The sequence below is a fragment of the Oribacterium sp. oral taxon 078 str. F0263 genome (genome assembly GCF_000469565.1).
GTDB lineage: Bacteria > Bacillota > Clostridia > Lachnospirales > Lachnospiraceae > Oribacterium.
Genome location: NZ_KI273120.1, coordinates 1 through 19133 on the forward strand (window position 1 = coordinate 1; position 19133 = coordinate 19133).

Consider the following 19133-nt stretch of genomic DNA (forward strand, 5'->3'; position numbering starts at 1 on the left):
TATGGCACGCCCCTTTATGAGCAGGAAGCGGGAGAAACCCGCGGAGTGCGAATAAAGGACAGCATGGCGGAAGCCATGCGGAATCACGAGAAAAAGCCAGGCGGCTGCACGGGAGTGGAGGTGTTCTTCTCTCTGCCTCTGCATTGCCGCTTCGCCATCGGGACGCTTTCGCTCTTGCACCGCGGTGCGGCCATGCGGCAGGAGATGAGTGGGAATTTTGGAATTATACGGACATAGAGACATCACGCAGAAAACTGCAGGAGTTGGGATCAGGATCTTGAGAGGGAGACAGAAATGAAAGCAGGGAAAAAGCTCGGAATCGCGCTGATTGCATTCAGCTTAGGGGCAGCGGGACTGACCCAGGCATCCCTTGCCGGTTGGAATCAGAAAAACGGAAAATATTATTATATCGATGAAAAGACCAATACGAGAATCACCGGCAAGTGGATCCACACCAATTCCGGATATTATTATATCGGCTCAGACGGCTATATGGTGACCGGCTGGAAGCGGATTAACAATAATTGGCATTTCTTTAATAAGTCGGGCCTCATGGTCACAGGCTGGAGGAAGGTGGAGAACAGCTGGTATTACTTGAAGTCCGACGGCGTCATGCAGACCGGCTGGCTGAAGACGACGAAGGACGGCAAGGTGAGCTGGTATTATCTGAAGTCAAGCGGCGTGATGGCGACCGGCTGGCGTCCCCTCAACAATAAGTGGTATTATTTCGAGACCGGCGAAGAAGAGGGCGTGATGGCCATGGACAAGTGGGAGAAGCTGAAGGACAAGTGGTATCACTTCGGCTCCGACGGCGCGATGCAGACCGGTTGGATCCAGATCAACGAGGGGCCTTATTATTACCTGAATTCCACTACAGGCGTCATGGAGACCGGATGGAAGACCGATACGGAGGGAAATAAATATTACCTCAGGCCGGAGAGCGGGAAGATGGCGGTCGCCTGGTACAAGATCGACAATGCCTGGTATTACTTTGCGCAGAACGGCAAGATGGTCAAGGGCTGGCTGCAGGACGGGAACCGCTATTACTACCTCAGCGAAGGGAAGATGGTCGTGAACCAGGAGCTCAGCATCGACGGAAAGAGCTATCGCTTCGACGGCTCCGGTGTCTGTACCTCGGATGTGAGTTCTGTCAGCGCGGCTCAGGCGACGGCAAAGGAGCTGAAGGAAAACAAGCAGAGCAAAAATACCGGCTCGTCGGACGGGCCCGGTGCCGCGGTAGGCAGCGGCGCAAAGGGTACACAGGGCACACAGGCTGACGGAAGCTCCTCTACCGAAAAAAAATCTGAGAACGCGAGCTCCTCTGCCGCAGCTTCCTCTTCGTCAGCTTCCTCTTCGTCATCTTCTTCCGGAGGGGAAGAGGCCGTGCCGAACTCGGCAAAGAATAACGGAGGCAAGAATAAAACGGCGGCAACAAAATCCTCTGAGCTTGTCGAAGGAGGTACCGCAGGGCCGGATTAAGGAGGGTGAGCTGCTCCGAAAGGAGCGGAAAAGAGGTGGAGCCAAAAGGCTTCGCCTTTGCTGTATCATTGTATCAGTCTTTGTCAGGCGCCGGACTTGGGACATTTTTGTGGGGGGAATCGATGCTGGAAGACTATATCGAGGCGAAGCGGCTCGGGGACTGGGCCTATCGGAGGGCACTGCTTTTCGGAAATTATCCCTATCTTCCGGCTCTCGACGATATGCTGAAGCCGGAAAATGTGCAGGGGGAGAATCCGATCGGCACACTGGAGATCCCGCTTTCCGACATTGTCGGGACGAAGAGCCCGGGGCGCCAGCAGGCCTTTGCGATGAACTTCATGCCTATCCTCGGGCAGAAGACGGAGTTTGCCACGAAATGGTCCGCACTCTACGATTCCGCTGTGAAGGATGGGATCCGAGATCCGATTTTGGTCTATGAGTACCTGAAAAAGTTCTATGTGCAGGAGGGAAACAAACGAGTTTCCGTCATGAAATACAACGGCGCAGTCTCCATCCCCGCCTCGGTGATCCGCGTCATGCCGGTTCGAACGGAGGATGAGCAGAACCGCCTCTACTATGAATTTGTGGATTTCTTCCGCTGCGCCCGAATCTATCGGATCAGCTTCTCGGAGTGCGGTTCCTACGAAAAGCTCACGGAGCTTCTCGGGAAAAAGCCCGGGGAGATCTGGAGTGAGGAACTCTCCCGGGATGTAAAGGCGGCCTACGATCGCTTCTCTGAGCTCTACCTCGCACGGGGCGGCGGAAAGCTCAGCATTACGGTCGGAGATGCCTTCCTGACCTATCTGAATATCTATGGCCTTTCGGGGATTCTCGATCTCTCCGGTCCGGAGATCCGTTTGAATCTGGACCGCCTCTGGAGAGAATACCTGAAATCCGCAGGCGAGATCACCCTGATTGAGACGCCGGATGAGCTGAAGAGAAGTGCGGATCTTCGGAGTCTTTTTTCCCGGGAGCGCCGGGAGGAGCTTCGCATCGCCTTTCTCTATGAAAGGCGGGTGGAGAACTCAAGCTGGGCCTACGGGCACGAGCTGGGGCGCCTCTATGTCGAGGAGAAGTTCGGGCCGGCGATCCGAAGCAGCCGCTATGAGGACTGTGATACGGATGAAAAAACGGCGGCAGCGATCGATAAGGCGGTCGGAGAGGGCTGCGGCCTGATCTTTACGACCGGGGGGATGATGATAGAGGAGTCCCTGAAGGCGGCGATCCGCTATCCCTCGGTCCGCTTCATGAACTGCTCCGTGAATCAGACCCATAATTCGATCCGAAGCTACTACGGGAGGATGTACGAGGCGAAGTTCCTGATGGGCGCCCTCGCGGCCTCTATCAGCGAGGGGCAGGAGATCGGCTATATAGAGCGCTGCCCGCTCTACGGGACGATGGCGAATATCAACGCCTTTGCGATCGGCGCGCAGCTCGTAAATCCCTGGGTGAGGATCTGCCTTCGCTGGAGCGGTTTAAAGAAGGAGGACTGGAGGGAGGTATTCCGGGAGAGGCGGATTACGACGGTCTCCGGACCGGAATATGCGCGGCCCGGCGGCAATCCGAGGGAATTCGGCCTCTATGTCTCTATGGATGGAGATGTGCTTTCCAATGTGGCGGCGCCGGTCTTTGACTGGGGGAAGTATTATGAGATTATCATCCGCTCTGTCCTGGAGGGCTCCTATGGGGAGAATCGGCTCGCGAAATCCCATCAGGCTCTGAATTACTGGTTCGGAATGAGCGAGAAGGTCATCGACATCATTCTCTCGGGAGAGCTGAAATACCCCTCCCGAAAGCTGATTCGCTTCTTGAGGAGAGAGCTTCTTTCGGATCGTCTGAGTCCCTTCGAGGGGGAGCTCCACAGCCAGGAAAAGAAGATCAGAGGGGAGGAAGCCGGGAGAATGAGCCCGGAGGAGATCGTCGACATGCGCTGGCTCAATGAGAATGTCATGGGCTCCATCCCGCCGCTCTCCGAATTCACAGAGGCCTCGCAGGAGCTCATCCGGAGGGGGGGCTTCCTGTCATGAGGATCCTCTTTATCGCGGACGAAGAGTCGAAATCCCTCTGGGATTATTTCGACAGATCCAAGCTGGAGGGCGTGGACCTCATCATTTCCTGCGGGGATCTCTCGCCGGATTATCTCCAGTTTCTGGTCACGATGGGCAGGGCTCCGCTCCTCTATGTCTACGGAAATCATGACGAATCCTATGATTCCCGTCCTCCGCTCGGCTGCGAGTGCATCGAAGACAGGGTCTATGACTTCCGGGGGCTCAGGATTCTCGGACTCGGCGGCTCCTACCGCTATCGGAAGGGAAGCCATATGTACACGGAGCAGGAGATGAGGAAGAGGGTGCAGAGAGCAAAGAGGGATATCGCCCTGAAAAACGGCTTTGACATCCTGGTGACTCACGCTCCGGTGAAGGGCTACGGGGATCTTCCGGATCTTCCGCACCAGGGCTTCACCTGTTTTTCAGAGCTCCTCGAGAAGTATCATCCGAAGTATATGGTGCACGGCCATGTCCATAAGAGCTACGGGAACTTCCGAAGGGAGCTCAAGCACCCCAGCGGAACCAGAATCATCAACGCCTATGAGAAATATCTCCTCGATGTAGGAGAAGACGAGCATCCGGCGGAGGGAAAGACCGGCTCCTTCCTCTATGATCTCTATAAGCAGGTGGCATCCTCCCGGGACCGGCGCTTTTCCCACAGAAGAAGGGAGGAAGAATGATCACAAATGATTGGCTGGAGCCGATGAAGCCGGAGTTTTCGAAGCCCTACTACCGGAAGCTCTATGAGACGGTGAAGCGGGAGTACGAGACGAGGAGAATATTTCCGGAGGCAAAGGACATCTTCAATGCCTTTGATTTCACACCCCTGTCCCAGGTAAAGGTCGTGATTTTGGGTCAGGATCCTTACCATGAGCCGGGGCAGGCGCACGGGCTCAGCTTTTCCGTGAAGCCCGGCGTCCCGGCCCCTCCCTCCCTTCAGAACATCTATCAGGAGCTGCACGACGATCTGGGACTCTATATCCCGGACAACGGTTACCTGAAGAAGTGGACGGAGCAGGGAGTGCTCCTTCTGAACACGGTCCTCACGGTCCGGGCGCACGAGGCGAACTCTCACCGCGGGATCGGCTGGGAGGAATTCACGGATGCCGCGATCCGCGCCTTGGACCGTCAGGACAGGCCCATGGTCTTTCTTCTCTTCGGGCGCCCCGCGCAGCAGAAGGAGGGAATGCTTCGGAATGAGAAGCACTGCATCCTGAAGGCGCCTCACCCGAGCCCGCTGAGCGCCTACCGCGGCTTCTTCGGCTCGAAGGTCTTTTCGCGGGCGAACCGCTTTCTGGAGGAGCAGGGCCTGAGCCCCATCGACTGGCAGATCGAGAATCTTGGAGGAAAAGGATGAATTTTGTTGAGATTTTAAAGGTGATTGTGCAGGGACTCGTGGAGGGATTCACGGAGTGGCTTCCGATCTCCTCCACCGGACATCTGATGCTTGTGAACGCGCTGATTCCGCTCCATCAGCCGGAGTCCTACTACGAGGTCTTTAAAGTCGTGATCCAGCTCGGCGCGATTTTCGCGGTCTGCTTTCGTTTTTTCCATGAGCTCTGGCCCTTTGCCAGAGCACAGCACAGTGGGAAGCTTGCGGTCCGCCCCGCAAAGATCAACCTTTGGCTGAAGATCATCATCGCCTGCCTTCCGGCGGCTGTCCTCGGGATTCTCTTTGACGACTTCCTGGACGCGCATCTGAACAACGCCCCGGTCATAGCGATCGTTCTGATCCTCTACGGCGTCCTCTTCATCTGGATCGAGAGACGGAACGCGAAGGCCGAATTTCCGATTCGCTCGGTCGATCAGATCGAGCTCTCCACGGCCCTTTTGATCGGTCTCTTCCAGTGCCTCGCCCTGATTCCCGGGACCTCCCGCTCCGGGGTGACGATACTCGGGGCGATGCTGATCGGCGTATCGAGAGTCTGCGCGGCGGAATTCTCCTTCTTTCTGAGTGTACCGATCATGTTCGGTGCGAGCGCCGTGAAGCTCATCAAATATTTCGTAAAGGGCGGGAGCTTCACGGGGAGTCAGAGCTTTTACCTGATCCTCGCCATGCTGGTCGCCTTTGTTGTCAGCCTCTACTGCATCAACTTCCTTCTTGAGTTCATCCGAAAGCACAGCTTTGCGGTCTTTGGCTGGTATCGCATCCTCCTTGGAATTTTGGTTCTCCTTGGGACGGTATTCACCTTTCTCGCGAGGATTCTGTAGGAGGGGCGAGGGGGCTCTCATCTCTTTCAAAAAGCGCAAAAGAGAGTAAAGGAAACGTAAGAGGACGTAATTAAAACTGAATTGCATCTTGAGAGATTTCGCGCTAGACTTTTCCTAAGAAGCGAACTTTCCCTCCCGGAGCGCGGGGGGATTTCCTCCATAGTCCGGGAGATCGGGACGGGAAAGAACAGAGGGAGACAGGATGAAGAAGTTCCGCGTACTTTTATTGAGCGTGATTCTGAGTGTGCTGATGGCGCTAAGGGCCTTTGCGTCCACGGAGATCGGACTGAATCTGGACTGGCGCTATGCCGCAAACTCCAGGATCAACACGGGAAAGGCGGTTCTCTATACGACGGACGCTTCGCATAAGAAGGGCATCACGATTGCAGTCAATGCGGGGCACGGCACCAAGGGAGGGGAGTCGGTGCAGACGCTCTGCCATCCCGACGGCTCGAAAAAGCTGAGCGGCGGCACAACGGCCGCGGGCTCTGTGACGTCCTTTGCGGTCTCCTCCGGCATGACCTTTTCGGACGGAACGCCGGAGCACGTCGTCACGAGACAGCTCGCTCACGCCTTTATGAAGCAGCTTCTCGCGGAGGGCTATGATGTGCTGATGCTCCGGGACGGGGAGGACGTGCAGCTGGACAATGTCGCGCGGACCGTCATCGCGAACAATCGGGCGAACTGCCATATCGCGCTCCACTGGGACTCCACCAGTCAGAACAAGGGCGCCTTCTACATGTCGACTCCGGACGGCCTTAAGGGGATGGAGCCGGTGGCCTCGATCTGGAAGAAGCATGAGAACCTGGGAGAGAGCCTGCTCTACGGACTCAGGAAATCCGGGGTGAAGATCTACTCCTCCGGCTCCATGCCGATGGATCTGACTCAGACAGCCTATTCCACCATCCCCTCTGTGGACATTGAGCTTGGGGACAGGATCTCCGACCACTCCGATGCCTGTATCCAGACGCTTGCGAAGGCGCTGACGGACGGCGTCAATAAATATTACGGCTTCTCATAAGTAAGAGCATTCCGCGGGAAAACGCACCGGGCCTTAGGGCCCGGTTTTTTTATCTCCTTTACATAAAAATTTCCCTCTGCTATACTCGCCATGGTCCGGCATTTTATGGGGGAGGCAGCAGGACTGCCATTATGAGGAGGAGATATGTCGATCCAGCTGATTTCCAATCTTTTCAGCCTTTTCGGCGGGCTGGGAATGTTTTTGTACGGCATGACGGTCATGAGCGACGGGATGCAGAAGGCGGCGAGCTCAAAAATGTCCGGCTTTTTGAATATCGTCACAGAAAAGCGCTATATGGCGGTTCTCCTCGGGGCCGGCATCACCGCTCTCGTCCAGTCCTCCTCCGCGACGACGGTCATGGTCGTCGGCTTCGTCAATGCAGGACTTCTGAATCTCTCTCAGGCGGTCGGCATCATCATGGGCGCGAATATCGGAACGACGATCACCGCCTGGATGGTCTCCCTCACGCAGGTCTCCGGGGATCTTCTCACAGTATTCAAGCCTGAATTCTTCTCTCCGCTCCTTGTCGGCTTCGGCGCCTTCCGCCTTCTCTTTCGGAAGAAGGGGGCGGATGATCTCGCCGCGGACTTCTGTATCGGCGTCGGACTCATCTTCATCGGACTGGAATTCATGGCGGATGCGGTCAAGCCCTACGCGGATTCCCCGATCTTTTCCGAGGCCTTTTCCTATATGGGGGGGAATCCGGTGCTCGGCATCCTGGCCGGCGCGGTCGTGACCGGACTCATCCAGTCCTCCGCGGCTTCCGTCTCCATCCTTCAGACCCTCTCCCTCTCCGGCGCTGTCCCGAGAGTCGCCGGCTTCTACATTACTCTCGGTCAGAACATCGGAACCTGTGTGACAGCCCTCATTTCCTCCGCGGGCACCTCCCGGACAGCGAAGAGAGCGGCCGTAATCCACCTGCTTTTCAACGTCGTTGGCGCGGTGATCTTCTGCATCATTATCTCCCTTTGTGCCATCCCGCTCCGGAGCTTCTTCTCCGGGGCCCTGAGTCCGGTGGAGATCTCGATCTTTCATACGATCTTCAATGTAAGCTCTACGCTTCTCCTCTATCCCTTCGGGGATCTTCTGGTGAGTCTCTCCGGGAAGCTCGTGCGGGAGAGCCAGAAGGACAGAGAGGAGCTTCTCGCAAGGGACGGCTATACGGAGATCGAGAGGAATCTGATCCAGCACCTCGACCTCCGTCTCCTGGAGTCCCCGGCCATGGCAATCCAGGCCTCCCGCAGCGAGGTCATCAATATGGGCCGTATCGTCGAGCTCAATGTCGCGGAGTCGGTCATGGTCATGCTGGACCGGGACAGGGAAAAGCTGGAGGAGGTTTTTGCGAGGGAGAAGGTCATCGACAATATGCAGAAGATCCTCACAGACTACCTGATCCAGGTGGACAATCTCTCTTTGAACGAGACGCAGAAGCTCCTTGTTACGAACATGTTCAATACCATGACGGATATGGAGAGAGCGGGAGATCACGCGGAAAATATCGCGGAGGAGGCCCAGTACGCCTGGGAGCACGAGATCGTGTTCTCCGAGGTCGGGCGGAGTGATTTCCGCCGCCTCTCCGAGAAGTCGATGGCGAGCTTTGAGTCCTCCATCGAGGCCTTTGAGGAGAGTTCCCTGGATGCGGTGGTTCGGACCGCGCATCTGGAGGATGAGGTTGACGATCTGGAGGAGGAGATGCGGGAGCGCCATATACAGCGTCTCACAAAGGGGGAGTGCGCTCCTCCGGCGGGGGTCATCTTCCTGGATGCGATCTCCGACCTCGAGAGGATCTCCGATCACGCAGACAATATCGCGGGCTATGTGAAGAGCATGCTCTAGGGATACAGGATCGGAAATGTGTTTTTTGCACTTGCAAAGGCACAATCTTTGGCATAGAATAAAAGCGTTGCAGAGAAATGTCGGATGACAGAACGCTATAGAGGAGGGTATAAGTATGGCAGTGAAGGTTGCGATCAATGGATTTGGGCGGATCGGTCGTCTTGCTTTTCGCCAGATGTTCGATCATGAGGGCACGGAAATCGTCGCGATCAACGATCTGACGGATCCCAAGATGCTGGCTCAGCTTCTGAAGTACGATTCCTCTCAGGGAAGGTATAAGTATGGGGATACGGTAAAGGCGGGCGAGGATTCCATCACGGTGAAGGGGAAGACGATCCGGATCTACAAGGAACCGGATGCCGCGAACCTTCCCTGGGGGAAGCTCGGTGTGGATGTCGTGCTGGAGTGCACCGGATTCTACACGAAGAAGGAAAAGGCGCAGGCGCATATCAATGCGGGTGCGAAGAAGGTCGTGATCTCTGCCCCGGCCGGAAATGATATCCCGACCATCGTCTACAATGTCAATCACGAGAAGCTGACCGCCGAAGACAATATCATCTCCGCAGCCTCCTGCACCACAAACTGCCTGGCTCCGATGGCAAAGGCATTGAATGATTTCGCGCCGATCCAGTCCGGCATCATGGCGACGATTCACGCCTATACCGGAGATCAGATGATCCTGGACGGACCGCACAGAAAGGGTGATCTGAGAAGAGCGAGAGCGGCGGCAGTCAACATCGTCCCGAACTCCACCGGTGCGGCGAAGGCGATCGGCCTCGTCATCCCCGAGCTCAACGGAAAGCTCATCGGCTCTGCGCAGAGAGTTCCGGTTCCGACCGGCTCCACCACCCTCCTTTTCGCCGTCGTAAAGAGCGATCGCGAGCTGACGGCGGAGTCTGTGAATGCCGCGATGAAGGCGGCCTCCGATCCGGAGACCTTCGGCTACAACGAGGACGAGATCGTGTCCTCCGATGTGATCGGAATGAGCTACGGCTCCCTCTTTGATGCGACGCAGACCATGGTGGCGAAGGTCGCAGACGGCCTCTATGAGGTCCAGGTCGTGTCCTGGTATGACAATGAGAATTCCTATACCTCACAGATGGTCCGCACCATCAAGTACTTCGAGAAATTCGTGAAATAATTCTCCATGCCCTGCGAGCGCGTTCGCCCGGCATCCATGGGATCAGCGGGGAAGAGCCGTCGGGAGCGAGAAGCACCGGCGGCTTTTTTCTACGGCTGCGGAATCCCCGCACGGCAGATACCGGGAAGCACAGAAAGCCTTGGAAGAAAGCTGCGTCAATTTGCGGAAATCGCGGAAAGGAAAAAGAATGGCTGCATTAAATAAAAAGACGGTGGATGATATCAATGTGAAGGGGAAGAGAGTGCTCTGCCGCTGTGACTTCAATGTCCCTCTGAAGGACGGGAGGATCACGGACGAGAGCCGCCTGACCGCGGCGCTTCCCACCATCGAGAAGCTGCTTAAGGACGGAGGAAGAGTGATCCTCTGCTCTCATCTCGGAAAGCCGAAGGGGGAGCCGAAGCCGGAGCTTTCTCTCGCCCCGGTCGCAAAGCGCCTCTCTGAGCTCCTCCACAAAGAGATTATCTTCGCAAGAGACGAAAATGTGGTCGGAGAGAATGCGCGGAAGGCGGTCGCCGCGATGAAGGACGGGGATATCGTGCTTTTGGAGAATACCCGTTACCGCCCGGAGGAGACGAAGAACGGGGATGCCTTCTCGAAGGAGCTCGCGGAGCTCGCGGATGTCTTCGTGGATGACGCCTTCGGCACGGCGCACCGCGCGCACTGCTCCAATGTCGGAGTGACGAAATTTGTGAAGGGGCCGCATGTCGTGGGCTACCTCATGGAAAAGGAGATCCGCTTCCTCGGTCAGGCCGTGGAAAATCCGGTCCGGCCCTTTGTCGCGATCCTGGGAGGAGCGAAGATTTCCGATAAGCTGAATGTCATCTCGAATTTGCTGGAAAAGTGCGATACCCTGATTATCGGCGGAGGCATGGCCTTTACCTTCATCAAGGCGCAGGGGCATGAGATCGGAAAATCCCTCGTGGACGACAGCAAGCTCGACTACTGCCGGGAGATGATCGAAAAGGCGAAGAAGATCGGATGCAGGCTGCTCCTCCCGCTCGATGCGGTTGTCGCCCCCTCCTTCCCGGACCCGATTGATGATCCGAAGCTTTCCGTCAGCACCGTGGAGATCAATGCCATCCCGGCCGATCAGCTGGGACTGGACATCGGTCCGAAGACGAGGGAGCTCTATGCGGAGGCCGTGAAGTCCGCAAAGACCGCGGTCTGGAACGGGCCGATGGGAGTCTTTGAGAATCCGATCCTCGCAGAGGGCACAAAGGCGGTGGCAAAGGCCCTGGCGGAGACGGAGGCGACGACCATCATCGGCGGAGGCGACAGCGCGGCAGCGGTAAATATCCTGGGATACGGAAAGAAGATGACCCATATCTCCACGGGCGGCGGCGCTTCCCTCGAGTTCCTGGAGGGGAAGGAGCTTCCGGGTGTCGCGGCGGCAGATGACCGATAAAGAGAGCGGAAGACGAAGCCGCTGAAAAGGGAGGGGCAGGCTCTTGTCTGCCCCGATCGGGGATATCCCGAAACGGAAAGGAATACAGAGAATAAAATGAGAAAAAAGATTATCGCCGGAAACTGGAAGATGAATATGACGCCATCGGAGGCGAAGGCACTCTGCGAGACATTAAAGCCCCTTGTCGCGGGAAGCTCCGCGGATATCGTTTTCTGCGTGCCCGCGATCGACATTGTTCCTGTGGTCGAGGCCGTGAGAGGCACGAATATCCGAGTCGGCGGAGAGAATCTCTACTTTGAGGATAAGGGGGCCTATACCGGAGAGATCTCCGCGGATATGCTGAAGGATGCCGGAGCGGAATATGTCATCATCGGCCATTCCGAGCGGAGAGGATATTTTGCCGAGAGCGATGCGGATATCAACAAAAAGCTCAAAAAGGCGCTGGAGAAGGGGCTAAATCCGATCGTCTGCTGCGGGGAATCCCTGGAGCAAAGAGAGCAGGGCATCTGCTTTGACTGGATCCGGATGCAGCTGAAGATTGCCTTTGACGGCATATCAAAGGAGGACGCCGAGAAGGTCGTCATCGCCTATGAACCGATCTGGGCGATCGGGACCGGAAAGACCGCGAGCGCCGATCAGGCGGAGGAGGTCTGCGCCGCCATCCGGGAGCTGATCTCTGAACTCTATGGAGCGAAGACCGCGGAGTGCATCCGCATCCAGTACGGCGGCTCCATGAACGCCGGAAATTGCAGGGAGCTTCTCGGAAAGCCGAATATCGACGGAGGCCTCATCGGGGGAGCCTCCCTGAAGGCGGAATTTGGAGAAATCGCAAACAGCGGCCGGTAAGTGATTTGCTGTGTAAATTCCCGTCAAGAAGCTAAATGCAAGGCCGGCTCGCCTGCACAAGCATTTGCTTTCTTGACGGGAGAGCATTCACTGCGGTTTTAGGATGCAAAGCCCGTTCTTACTATAGATGGTTTGAGTCAATCATCGGGAACCGCTTTAATCAGTCTTTTGGTTCTTTATTGTTTTGCTGTTCGATACGTTTTTTCCGGATATCTGCGAAACAAATTCCTAAGTTGGAGTACCTTTCCAGAGAATGGAGATCTTTTTACGTGCCACTGAACTCACCTGCCTCTCGGAAAGCTACTGCGATTTCCGCATTATTTGTTGGATCGTATACCTCTTCACTCTGTTCACCGAGAATGATGTCCCTGAAATAGAAATCACGCAGGTTGTTGCTGTCCTTGATATTGCTCATCCGGATATATCTGTGAGACGGGTTCGTTGTAGTAAATGCGATAAAACCACGATCCAGCGTCTCAAGAGGGCGCAGATTGTGCGAGGTAAAGATCAACTGGCCTTTTCCTTTTTCGGATATGACGCGAAGCAATTCACCTAACAGATATTCAAATACTCCGGCATCCAATTCATCAATCGCTACCGTAATAGATGAGCGGTTATAAACAACAATGAGCAGCTGAAGAATAGAGATAATCTTTTTGATGCCTTCCGATTCGTACTTCAGCGGGATTTCCTTTTTATTCTTTAAAGACATCAGCTGTATCTTGACGCCTTTTTTTCCATTGGCAAATACCATTTCGCCAAGATGCTTGATATGAATTGTCAGCCCCGGTACGATTTGGGACAGTACAATATTCATGTTCATGATAACCTGATGCACCGTTGCAACGGCTTTTTCAGGGATCGGAACAGCTTCCTCCAGCGGAATCAGGATATTGCCTGCTGCCCCGTTAGTTTCGCTTTCATATTTAAATGAAAGAGGAAGCATATTCATGCTGATGATACCCGAATTTGCGGTATTGATTACAAAAAGCTCAAGGTTGCCATATCTTACCAGACTTTCAATCAGCAGCATATGGCGCTGATACTCCAAATCATCCTTTCCGGCTGGATTACTTCTCATAGCCGTAAGCAGTTCCCTGGAGAAAATGAACGATCTGGATGTTCCGGCGGCCATCTTTTTCTCTACTAAGAGATTTATTGCTTTATCTTTATCTTTTCCAATAAGGCAATTGTATTTTCCGAGCGGAGCAAATACCTTGGATGAGGTGGTATCGATCAGAGAACTTTTACGTTCCTTTGACTCCTTGCCTTCATAAGAATAGCTAAGAATCTCTTCCGCAATAACAGGGCGGTAGTGAGCTTCCTCCCCATCACTGAGCGCCAGATTTTGAGAAGCTTCGATTACTTCGGACCTTAGTTTGAAATCATAGAAAGCCCGATACTTTATCGTATCATCAGCGACGGAGAACTCATAACGAAGAACCGCATTCCCAGATTCCACATTGATATAGTCAGCAAATTTCGCAGGAACCGTCTGCCCCTTCAGCGCAAGCTGCAGCAGCTCAATTGCATCAATCAACGCCGTTTTTCCTGATCCGTTCTGACCGTATAATCCTAAAATGCTTGTCTTATAGGCTTTTCTGCTGTTTGCAAAACTCAACTGACCGGCCTTTACATTCTTGAAGTTCTCAATAGAGAGACGTTCCAATCGAACAACGGTATTCTTCATGTCAGCTGCCTCCTTGTAGTTTCGTATAATATGATTATATCATCCACGGCGGAAAAAACAATATGAATTAATAAATCGCTATTTTTTATGCTGTTTTTATGATTCAAATTTAAATTTTTCCGAATAAGACCCGGGCTTAGGATTTTAGAGGAATCAAAAATGTGCTAGAGACTGCCTTTCATAAGGCAGAGACCGCGCAGCTCTATTATGAGCTGCGCGGTCTCCGTTTTGAGATAAAGCAGAGTCATCCCGGCTCTGCGCTTTGGCTCAGCATTTCGATTCCGGGCCTTGGCTTTTGAGGACGCGGGAGAGAGGTCTTACTGCTCCCAGGGGAGCTCCGGCTTCCCGAAGTGTCCGTAGGAGGAGACCAGATTGTAGTCGACCTCCCGGAGCTGAAGACGCTCGATGATCGCCTTTGGCGTGAGCTCATAGTTTTGTACGACATCGCTCCAGATATTCCCTACATTCTCATGGGCGCTTCCGAAGCAGTCCAGGTAGACAGACACCGGCTCCGCGACGCCGATCGCGTAGGCGAGCTGCACCTCGCAGCGCTCGGCCCGCCCCGAGAGGACGATATCTCTTGCGATCTTCCGCGCCATATAGGCCGCGGAGCGGTCGACCTTCGAGGGATCCTTTCCGGAGAAGGCTCCGCCGCCGTGGTGCGCGGCCCCGCCGTAGGTATCCGCGATGATCTTTCGCCCGGTGAGGCCGGAGTCCGCGAAGGAGGATCCGAGAACGAAGCGGCCTGTCGGATTCACGAGGATCCGGAAGTCGGTGTTCAGATTCATCTCCTCCGCGCTCTCCTTCATGATTCCGCTGACGATCTCCCTGACCTCTTCCAGGGAGGTGGACTCCCTGTGCTGGCTGGAGAGGAGGAAGGTGTCGATGCGCCCCGCCTTGTAGTCGTAGCTCACCTGCGCCTTTGCGTCCGGGAGAAGTCTTGCGAAGCCCTCCGCAAGGTTTTGATCCCGGAGCTTGAGGAGCGCCCTCGTGGAGAGGACATAGGGGATCGGGAGGAGCTCCTTCGTCTCATTTGTGGCATAGCCGAACATCATGCCCTGATCGCCGGCACCGTCGACATCGACGCCGCGCGCGATGTCCGGGGACTGGCGGGAGATCAGAAGGTTGAGCTCATACTTTTCGGCATCGGGGAGACCGATCCGGCGGAGAACCTCCGCGATGATGCTGTGGTAGTTTGGTTCATAGTCCGTGCTGATTTCGCCGAGGATGCAGATGCTGTAGTCCTTGATGCAGCATTCCGCCGCGATCCGGGCTCTCTTATCGTGGGAGAGGATGTCGGTGACGATGGCATCCGAGATCTGGTCGCAGATCTTGTCGGGATGACCGTTGGAAACCTGTTCCGATGAAAATAGCATATACTTTCCTTTCTGCCGCACTGTGCGGGATAATTACTGTAAACGGATGGAATCCGCCGGATGGTGAAGCGCCCCGGACATAGGAGCCGGGCGCCGCGGAGCTCTGCCGCTCTTCGCGTTCGGACCGTCCGCCTTGCCTTTGCCTATTTATATTGGTGCAGAAGACTGCCGTTCGGACTGCCGCGGCAGAGAAAAGAGGCCGCCGCACTGAGCGACAGCCTCTGTCCGTTCGTCTTATTGTTCGAAACAAATCGTTCGCTCAGGTTAGCACCTTCCGTCTCCGGGGTTGCTGCGGCTTCTTCGCTCCTATGTAGCTCCACCGTCTCTGAATAAGATATTTAATTGTGGAACCAAAGTATAACACGCCGCGGCGGGGAAGCGCAAGGGGATCGGAAAATTTCGATTCCGCTTTCAAGACAGCACTTTCAAAAGAGTCTTTTATCGACTGCTTTTCCATCGGACTTCCGCCGCCGGTTTTTCAATCGGCTTTTCATCTCAAATTCAGAATCTCAGATTCGGATTTTAATTCGGCTTAATTCGGCTTGAAAATGGAGCGCCGGGAGTGTACCGATCTCTTTAGACAAAATTATATATTTTTCAGAATGAATATTAGTAGATATTTCAGGGGGAATTGTATTTACAAAGAAACAATTTTCTGCTATCCTATAGACACAGAGAGAAGAGTGGCTGATGGGCCTCGGCTGACGAGAAAGGCCGAAGCGAACCGGCAAAGTGCAGGCCGCGAGTCTGCGAACGATACCGCAGAAAGCAAGAGGTGCAAAGCAATGGTTCCAGCACAGACATTTGATACGGCCACCGGAGCTTTCGGGAAGTAAATTTATTTTGATAACGGCGCAGCGGGCGCTCATGTTATTCAACAAAAGAAGTGTTTCTTCGAAATTTCCGGAAAGCACTGCGCGGGTTCAGTATCAAACGAACGGGATGAGAAACTGATTGGCTTCATCGATCGATGCACACGGAACGATATGGAAGATCAAAGATAAAGCGCATATCTTTGAAATATCAAGGTGACGGTATCAGACCAATGTACTCTTCATGAAAATTGAATATTGAGTTCGGGAGAGGGAAAGCGTTTCATTCGCTTTCCCTCTTTCCCTGTACCTTTCTTTTCGGCTGCTTTTTCTCCCGATCCGCTATTTCCTTCCGATCATTTCCTCGGTCAGCTTTTTCAGGACCTCGACCATTTTTTCCATGGAGTTGATATTCAGGTATTCGTAAATGCCGTGATAGTTCTCTCCGCCGGTGGAGAGGTTCGGACAGGGAAGCCCCATGAAGGAGAGCTTTGCGCCGTCCGTTCCGCCCCGGATCGGAAGGGTCTCCGGCTTTACGCCGCAGCTTCGGAAGGCTTCCTTCGCGCAGTCGATGAGATAGGGGTAAGGCTCCAGCTTCTCCTTCATATTGTAATAGCTGTCTGTAAGCTGGGCTTCCAGAGACGCGCCGCCGGAGCGATATTTCTCATTCAGACGATCCGCCGCGGACTGAAACTGTCTCTTTTTTTCCTCGAATTTCTCTCTGTCATGATCCCGGATGATGTAGCGAAGCTCCGCGAGGCTCTCATCTCCCTTCATGGACATCAGATGAAAGAAGCCCTCGTAGCCCTCGGTATTTGCCGGAGTGCAGGGCGGGAGCAGGGCATTGAACTCCATCGCGATCAGAAGCGCATTCAGCATCTTATCCTTTGCGGAGCCGGGGTGGACATTGACGCCGTGAATTGTGAGAACGGCGGAGGCGGCATTGAAGTTCTCATATTCGATGCCTCCCAGCGTTCCGCCGTCCACGGTATAGGCGACCTCCGCGCCAAAGCCCGCGAGATCGAAGAAGTCCGCGCCCGAGCCGATCTCTTCGTCCGGCGTAAACGCGATGCAGATTTCCCCGTGGCGCCGCTCCGGCTGAGAGAGCAGCTCTTCGATACACTGCATGATTTCTGCGACACCCGCCTTATCATCGGCGCCGAGGAGGGTACTTCCGTCCGTGACGAGGAGATCATCCCCCTTTGCGGAGAGAAGCTGCGGGAAGATCCCGGGATCGAGGATGGCTCCATGCCCGAGAGGGATCGGAGAGCCGTCATAGCTCTTTATCACCCGGGGCTTTACATCCTTTCCGCTCGCGGAGGGAGAGGTGTCCATATGCGCGATCAGTCCAAGAGATGGCGTGTGCATGTTCTCCTCCGCGGAGAGATTTGAGGGGATGCGGGCGTAGACATAGCAGTGCTCGGAAAGACGCACATCCTCTGCGCCGAGCTCCCGGAGTTCCCGCTCGAGCTGCCTTGCCAGCACGAACTGCTTCTCCGTGGACGGATGCGTGCCGCTCTCCTCTGAGGACTGCGTATCCACTTTGACATAAGAAATCAGGCGATCCAATACCTTCATGTTTCCTCCTTCCGTTTTCCTTTCGTTTTCCCTCTGTTTTCTTCCGTTCTGCCCCTCGCTGAGGGGGAGCGTTCTCTTTTGTCCCAAGAAGGCGGCTCTATCCTTCGGCATCGCAGGGAGAATGGTTTTTCATCAGTTTCTTCCGTTTTCGCTCTCAGTTTCTCGTAGCTCCTCCGCTCTCAGCTTCCCGTATCGTCAATCTCCCTTTCATGACTTGCCCGAAGGTAGCTGTCGCATTCCACCGGCTTCAGGTCCTCCAGGCGATAGGGCGTTTCCTGATATACAAAGTTCAGCCAGTTCGTATAGGTGCAGTTGGAGCTGGAACGCCAGGAGAGGATGGGAGGCTTTGAGGGGTCATCATCCGGATAGTAGTTCACGGGGATGTCGGGGGCGAGCCCCCTTGCGAGGTCCCGCCGGTACTCCTTGTCCAGGTCGTAGCGGTCGTACTCGGAGTGTCCGGTGACGAAGATCTGCCTGGAGGAGCAGGCGAGGATCAGATAGCTCCCGCTCTCCTCTCCCTCCGCGACGACATAGAGCTCGGGATTTCTCTTCACAGCCTCCTCATCGATTCCGGTATAGCGGGACTGAGGAACATAAAAAAAGTCATCCATGCCCCGCATAAGCATTTTGCGGCGATGCAGTACCCGGTGCAGATAGACGCCGCTCAGCTTTTTGGGGAGAAGGCGCTTCTGAATTCCGTAGTGATGGTAGAGAGCGGCCTGCGCTCCCCAGCAGATGTGAAAGCTTGAGAAAACATGAGTTTTTGACCAATCCATGATTTCACAGAGCTCATCCCAGTATTCGACCTCTGAGTACTCAAGCTTTTCGACGGGCGCCCCGGTGATGATGAGGCCGTCGAAGCGCTCCTCGCGGACAGCGTTAAAGCCGACATAGAATTTATTGAGGTGAGAGGCGCTGGTATGCTTTGCCTCGTGGCTCTCCGTTTTCATAAAACTGATCTCCGTCTGGATCGGGAAATTGGACAGGACCCGGAGAAGGTCAAGCTCCGTGTCCTCCTTCAGCGGCATGAGGTTCAGGATTGCGATGCGAAGCGGCCGGATCTCCTGCGCGCTCGCCCTGTCCTCATCCATGACAAAGATATTTTCCGATTCCAGCATCTGTTTTGCCGGAAGATCGTTTTGAACCCGGATTGGCATGATTTTTCCTTTCTTTGCTTCCCGAGGGGAGATATCCCTCCCGATGCGTCCCCCTCATTCGCATTCCCGAGGGATGATGTCTCTTTTCACGCTTCCCTTCATTCGCGTTTCCGTCGGTCCGGGGCATAATCAAGATCATGATTCCCGCATGCCTTCGCCGCTTCGCGCCTTACGGCCTGCGCCCCTCATTCGCATTCCCGAGGGAGAAGCTCCCTCTTCATGCTCATGAGTGGGGGCGCGTCATAAAGTCTTTCCTCCGCTTCCGTGCAAGCACGCCGCGGAGAAAAGACTTTCGGTCCAGGCGGAGTCCATGATTCCCGCATGCCTTCGCCGCTTCGCGCCTTGCGGCCTGCGCCCCTCATTCGCATTCCGAGGGACGAGGTCCCTCTTCATGCTCATGAGGGGGGCGCGTCATAAAGTCTTTCCTCCGCTTCCGTGCAAGCACGCCGCGGAGGAGAGACTTTCAGTCCGGGCGGAGTCCATGATTCCCGCATGCCTCCGCCGCTTCGCGCCTTGCGGCCTGCGCCCCTCAT

At 55.0% G+C, this 19133-nt stretch carries 15 protein-coding genes and 1 riboswitch; of the genes, 11 read left to right on the forward strand and 4 right to left on the reverse strand.

Annotated elements, in window-relative coordinates:
• From HMPREF1986_RS13400 to tpiA, 11 genes are all read left to right on the forward strand, one after another.
• On the forward strand, window positions 1–237 hold a 237-nt coding region (locus HMPREF1986_RS13400; protein ID WP_021774125.1), incomplete at its 5' end, for a hypothetical protein.
• 57 nt (window positions 238–294) lie between these two features.
• Window positions 295–1479 (forward strand): N-acetylmuramoyl-L-alanine amidase family protein, encoded by a 1185-nt coding sequence (locus HMPREF1986_RS07035; protein WP_021774126.1) that lies wholly within the window; start codon window positions 295–297, stop codon window positions 1477–1479.
• 122 nt (window positions 1480–1601) lie between these two features.
• Entirely contained in the window at window positions 1602–3506 is a 1905-nt protein-coding gene (locus HMPREF1986_RS07040; protein ID WP_021774127.1) for a BMP family ABC transporter substrate-binding protein, read from the forward strand.
• Window positions 3503–4207, forward strand: coding sequence for a metallophosphoesterase family protein (locus HMPREF1986_RS07045; protein ID WP_021774128.1), 705 nt, complete (start codon window positions 3503–3505; stop codon window positions 4205–4207). The genes HMPREF1986_RS07040 and HMPREF1986_RS07045 overlap by 4 nt, the downstream gene beginning before the upstream one ends.
• Complete coding sequence (locus tag HMPREF1986_RS07050) at window positions 4204–4884, forward strand: uracil-DNA glycosylase (RefSeq protein WP_021774129.1); 681 nt, start codon at window positions 4204–4206, stop codon at window positions 4882–4884. The genes HMPREF1986_RS07045 and HMPREF1986_RS07050 overlap by 4 nt, the downstream gene beginning before the upstream one ends.
• On the forward strand, window positions 4881–5738 hold the full coding sequence (locus HMPREF1986_RS07055) for an undecaprenyl-diphosphate phosphatase (protein ID WP_009215372.1): 858 nt from the start codon (window positions 4881–4883) through the stop codon (window positions 5736–5738). The genes HMPREF1986_RS07050 and HMPREF1986_RS07055 overlap by 4 nt, the downstream gene beginning before the upstream one ends.
• Window positions 5739–5940: 202 nt before the next feature.
• The gene (locus HMPREF1986_RS07060) at window positions 5941–6759 is read left to right on the forward strand and encodes an N-acetylmuramoyl-L-alanine amidase family protein (RefSeq protein WP_009215371.1); all 819 of its coding nucleotides are present in this window, start codon (window positions 5941–5943) and stop codon (window positions 6757–6759) included.
• A gap of 144 nt (window positions 6760–6903) precedes the next feature.
• Window positions 6904–8595, forward strand: coding sequence for a Na/Pi cotransporter family protein (locus HMPREF1986_RS07065; RefSeq protein WP_021774131.1), 1692 nt, complete (start codon window positions 6904–6906; stop codon window positions 8593–8595).
• A gap of 115 nt (window positions 8596–8710) precedes the next feature.
• A complete protein-coding gene (gene gap / locus HMPREF1986_RS07070; protein WP_021774132.1) occupies window positions 8711–9736 on the forward strand; it encodes a type I glyceraldehyde-3-phosphate dehydrogenase in 1026 nt (341 codons plus the stop codon).
• A 187-nt stretch (window positions 9737–9923) separates the two neighbouring features.
• Window positions 9924–11141, forward strand: a complete 1218-nt coding sequence (locus tag HMPREF1986_RS07080; protein WP_021774133.1) for a phosphoglycerate kinase — start codon at window positions 9924–9926, stop codon at window positions 11139–11141.
• A 96-nt stretch (window positions 11142–11237) separates the two neighbouring features.
• Entirely contained in the window at window positions 11238–11987 is a 750-nt protein-coding gene (tpiA, locus tag HMPREF1986_RS07085; protein ID WP_021774134.1) for a triose-phosphate isomerase, read from the forward strand.
• A 265-nt stretch (window positions 11988–12252) separates the two neighbouring features.
• Here tpiA and HMPREF1986_RS07090 read toward each other — a convergent pair whose 3' ends face one another.
• The 4 genes from HMPREF1986_RS07090 to HMPREF1986_RS07110 all read right to left on the reverse strand — a co-directional run bounded on the left by HMPREF1986_RS07090 (window position 12253) and on the right by HMPREF1986_RS07110 (window position 18600).
• The gene (locus HMPREF1986_RS07090; RefSeq protein WP_021774135.1) at window positions 12253–13677 is read right to left on the reverse strand and encodes an AAA family ATPase; all 1425 of its coding nucleotides are present in this window, start codon (window positions 13675–13677) and stop codon (window positions 12253–12255) included.
• A 317-nt stretch (window positions 13678–13994) separates the two neighbouring features.
• The gene (metK, locus tag HMPREF1986_RS07095; RefSeq protein WP_021774137.1) at window positions 13995–15053 is read right to left on the reverse strand and encodes a methionine adenosyltransferase; all 1059 of its coding nucleotides are present in this window, start codon (window positions 15051–15053) and stop codon (window positions 13995–13997) included.
• Between the two features lie 231 nt (window positions 15054–15284).
• Window positions 15285–15389: riboswitch (SAM riboswitch) on the reverse strand.
• Window positions 15390–16207: 818 nt separating this feature from the next.
• A complete protein-coding gene (gene pepT / locus HMPREF1986_RS07105) occupies window positions 16208–17443 on the reverse strand; it encodes a peptidase T (RefSeq protein ID WP_036599750.1) in 1236 nt (411 codons plus the stop codon).
• 179 nt (window positions 17444–17622) lie between these two features.
• Window positions 17623–18600 (reverse strand): homoserine O-succinyltransferase, encoded by a 978-nt coding sequence (locus HMPREF1986_RS07110; protein WP_021774141.1) that lies wholly within the window; start codon window positions 18598–18600, stop codon window positions 17623–17625.
• Between the last annotated feature and the right edge of the window lie 533 nt (window positions 18601–19133).

Bases quoted from the DNA above. Each gene is read 5' to 3' on its own strand.
- HMPREF1986_RS07035 (WP_021774126.1), top strand. From the start codon at position 295: ATGAAAGCAGGGAAAAAGCTCGGAATCGCGCTGATTGCATTCAGCTTA.
- HMPREF1986_RS07040 (WP_021774127.1), top strand. From the start codon at position 1,602: ATGCTGGAAGACTATATCGAGGCGAAGCGGCTCGGGGACTGGGCCTAT.
- HMPREF1986_RS07045 (WP_021774128.1), top strand. From the start codon at position 3,503: ATGAGGATCCTCTTTATCGCGGACGAAGAGTCGAAATCCCTCTGGGAT.
- HMPREF1986_RS07050 (WP_021774129.1), top strand. From the start codon at position 4,204: ATGATCACAAATGATTGGCTGGAGCCGATGAAGCCGGAGTTTTCGAAG.
- HMPREF1986_RS07055 (WP_009215372.1), top strand. From the start codon at position 4,881: ATGAATTTTGTTGAGATTTTAAAGGTGATTGTGCAGGGACTCGTGGAG.
- HMPREF1986_RS07060 (WP_009215371.1), top strand. From the start codon at position 5,941: ATGAAGAAGTTCCGCGTACTTTTATTGAGCGTGATTCTGAGTGTGCTG.
- HMPREF1986_RS07065 (WP_021774131.1), top strand. From the start codon at position 6,904: ATGTCGATCCAGCTGATTTCCAATCTTTTCAGCCTTTTCGGCGGGCTG.
- gap (WP_021774132.1), top strand. From the start codon at position 8,711: ATGGCAGTGAAGGTTGCGATCAATGGATTTGGGCGGATCGGTCGTCTT.
- HMPREF1986_RS07080 (WP_021774133.1), top strand. From the start codon at position 9,924: ATGGCTGCATTAAATAAAAAGACGGTGGATGATATCAATGTGAAGGGG.
- tpiA (WP_021774134.1), top strand. From the start codon at position 11,238: ATGAGAAAAAAGATTATCGCCGGAAACTGGAAGATGAATATGACGCCA.
- HMPREF1986_RS07090 (WP_021774135.1), bottom strand. From the start codon at position 13,677: ATGAAGAATACCGTTGTTCGATTGGAACGTCTCTCTATTGAGAACTTC.
- metK (WP_021774137.1), bottom strand. From the start codon at position 15,053: ATGCTATTTTCATCGGAACAGGTTTCCAACGGTCATCCCGACAAGATC.
- pepT (WP_036599750.1), bottom strand. From the start codon at position 17,443: ATGAAGGTATTGGATCGCCTGATTTCTTATGTCAAAGTGGATACGCAG.
- HMPREF1986_RS07110 (WP_021774141.1), bottom strand. From the start codon at position 18,600: ATGCCAATCCGGGTTCAAAACGATCTTCCGGCAAAACAGATGCTGGAA.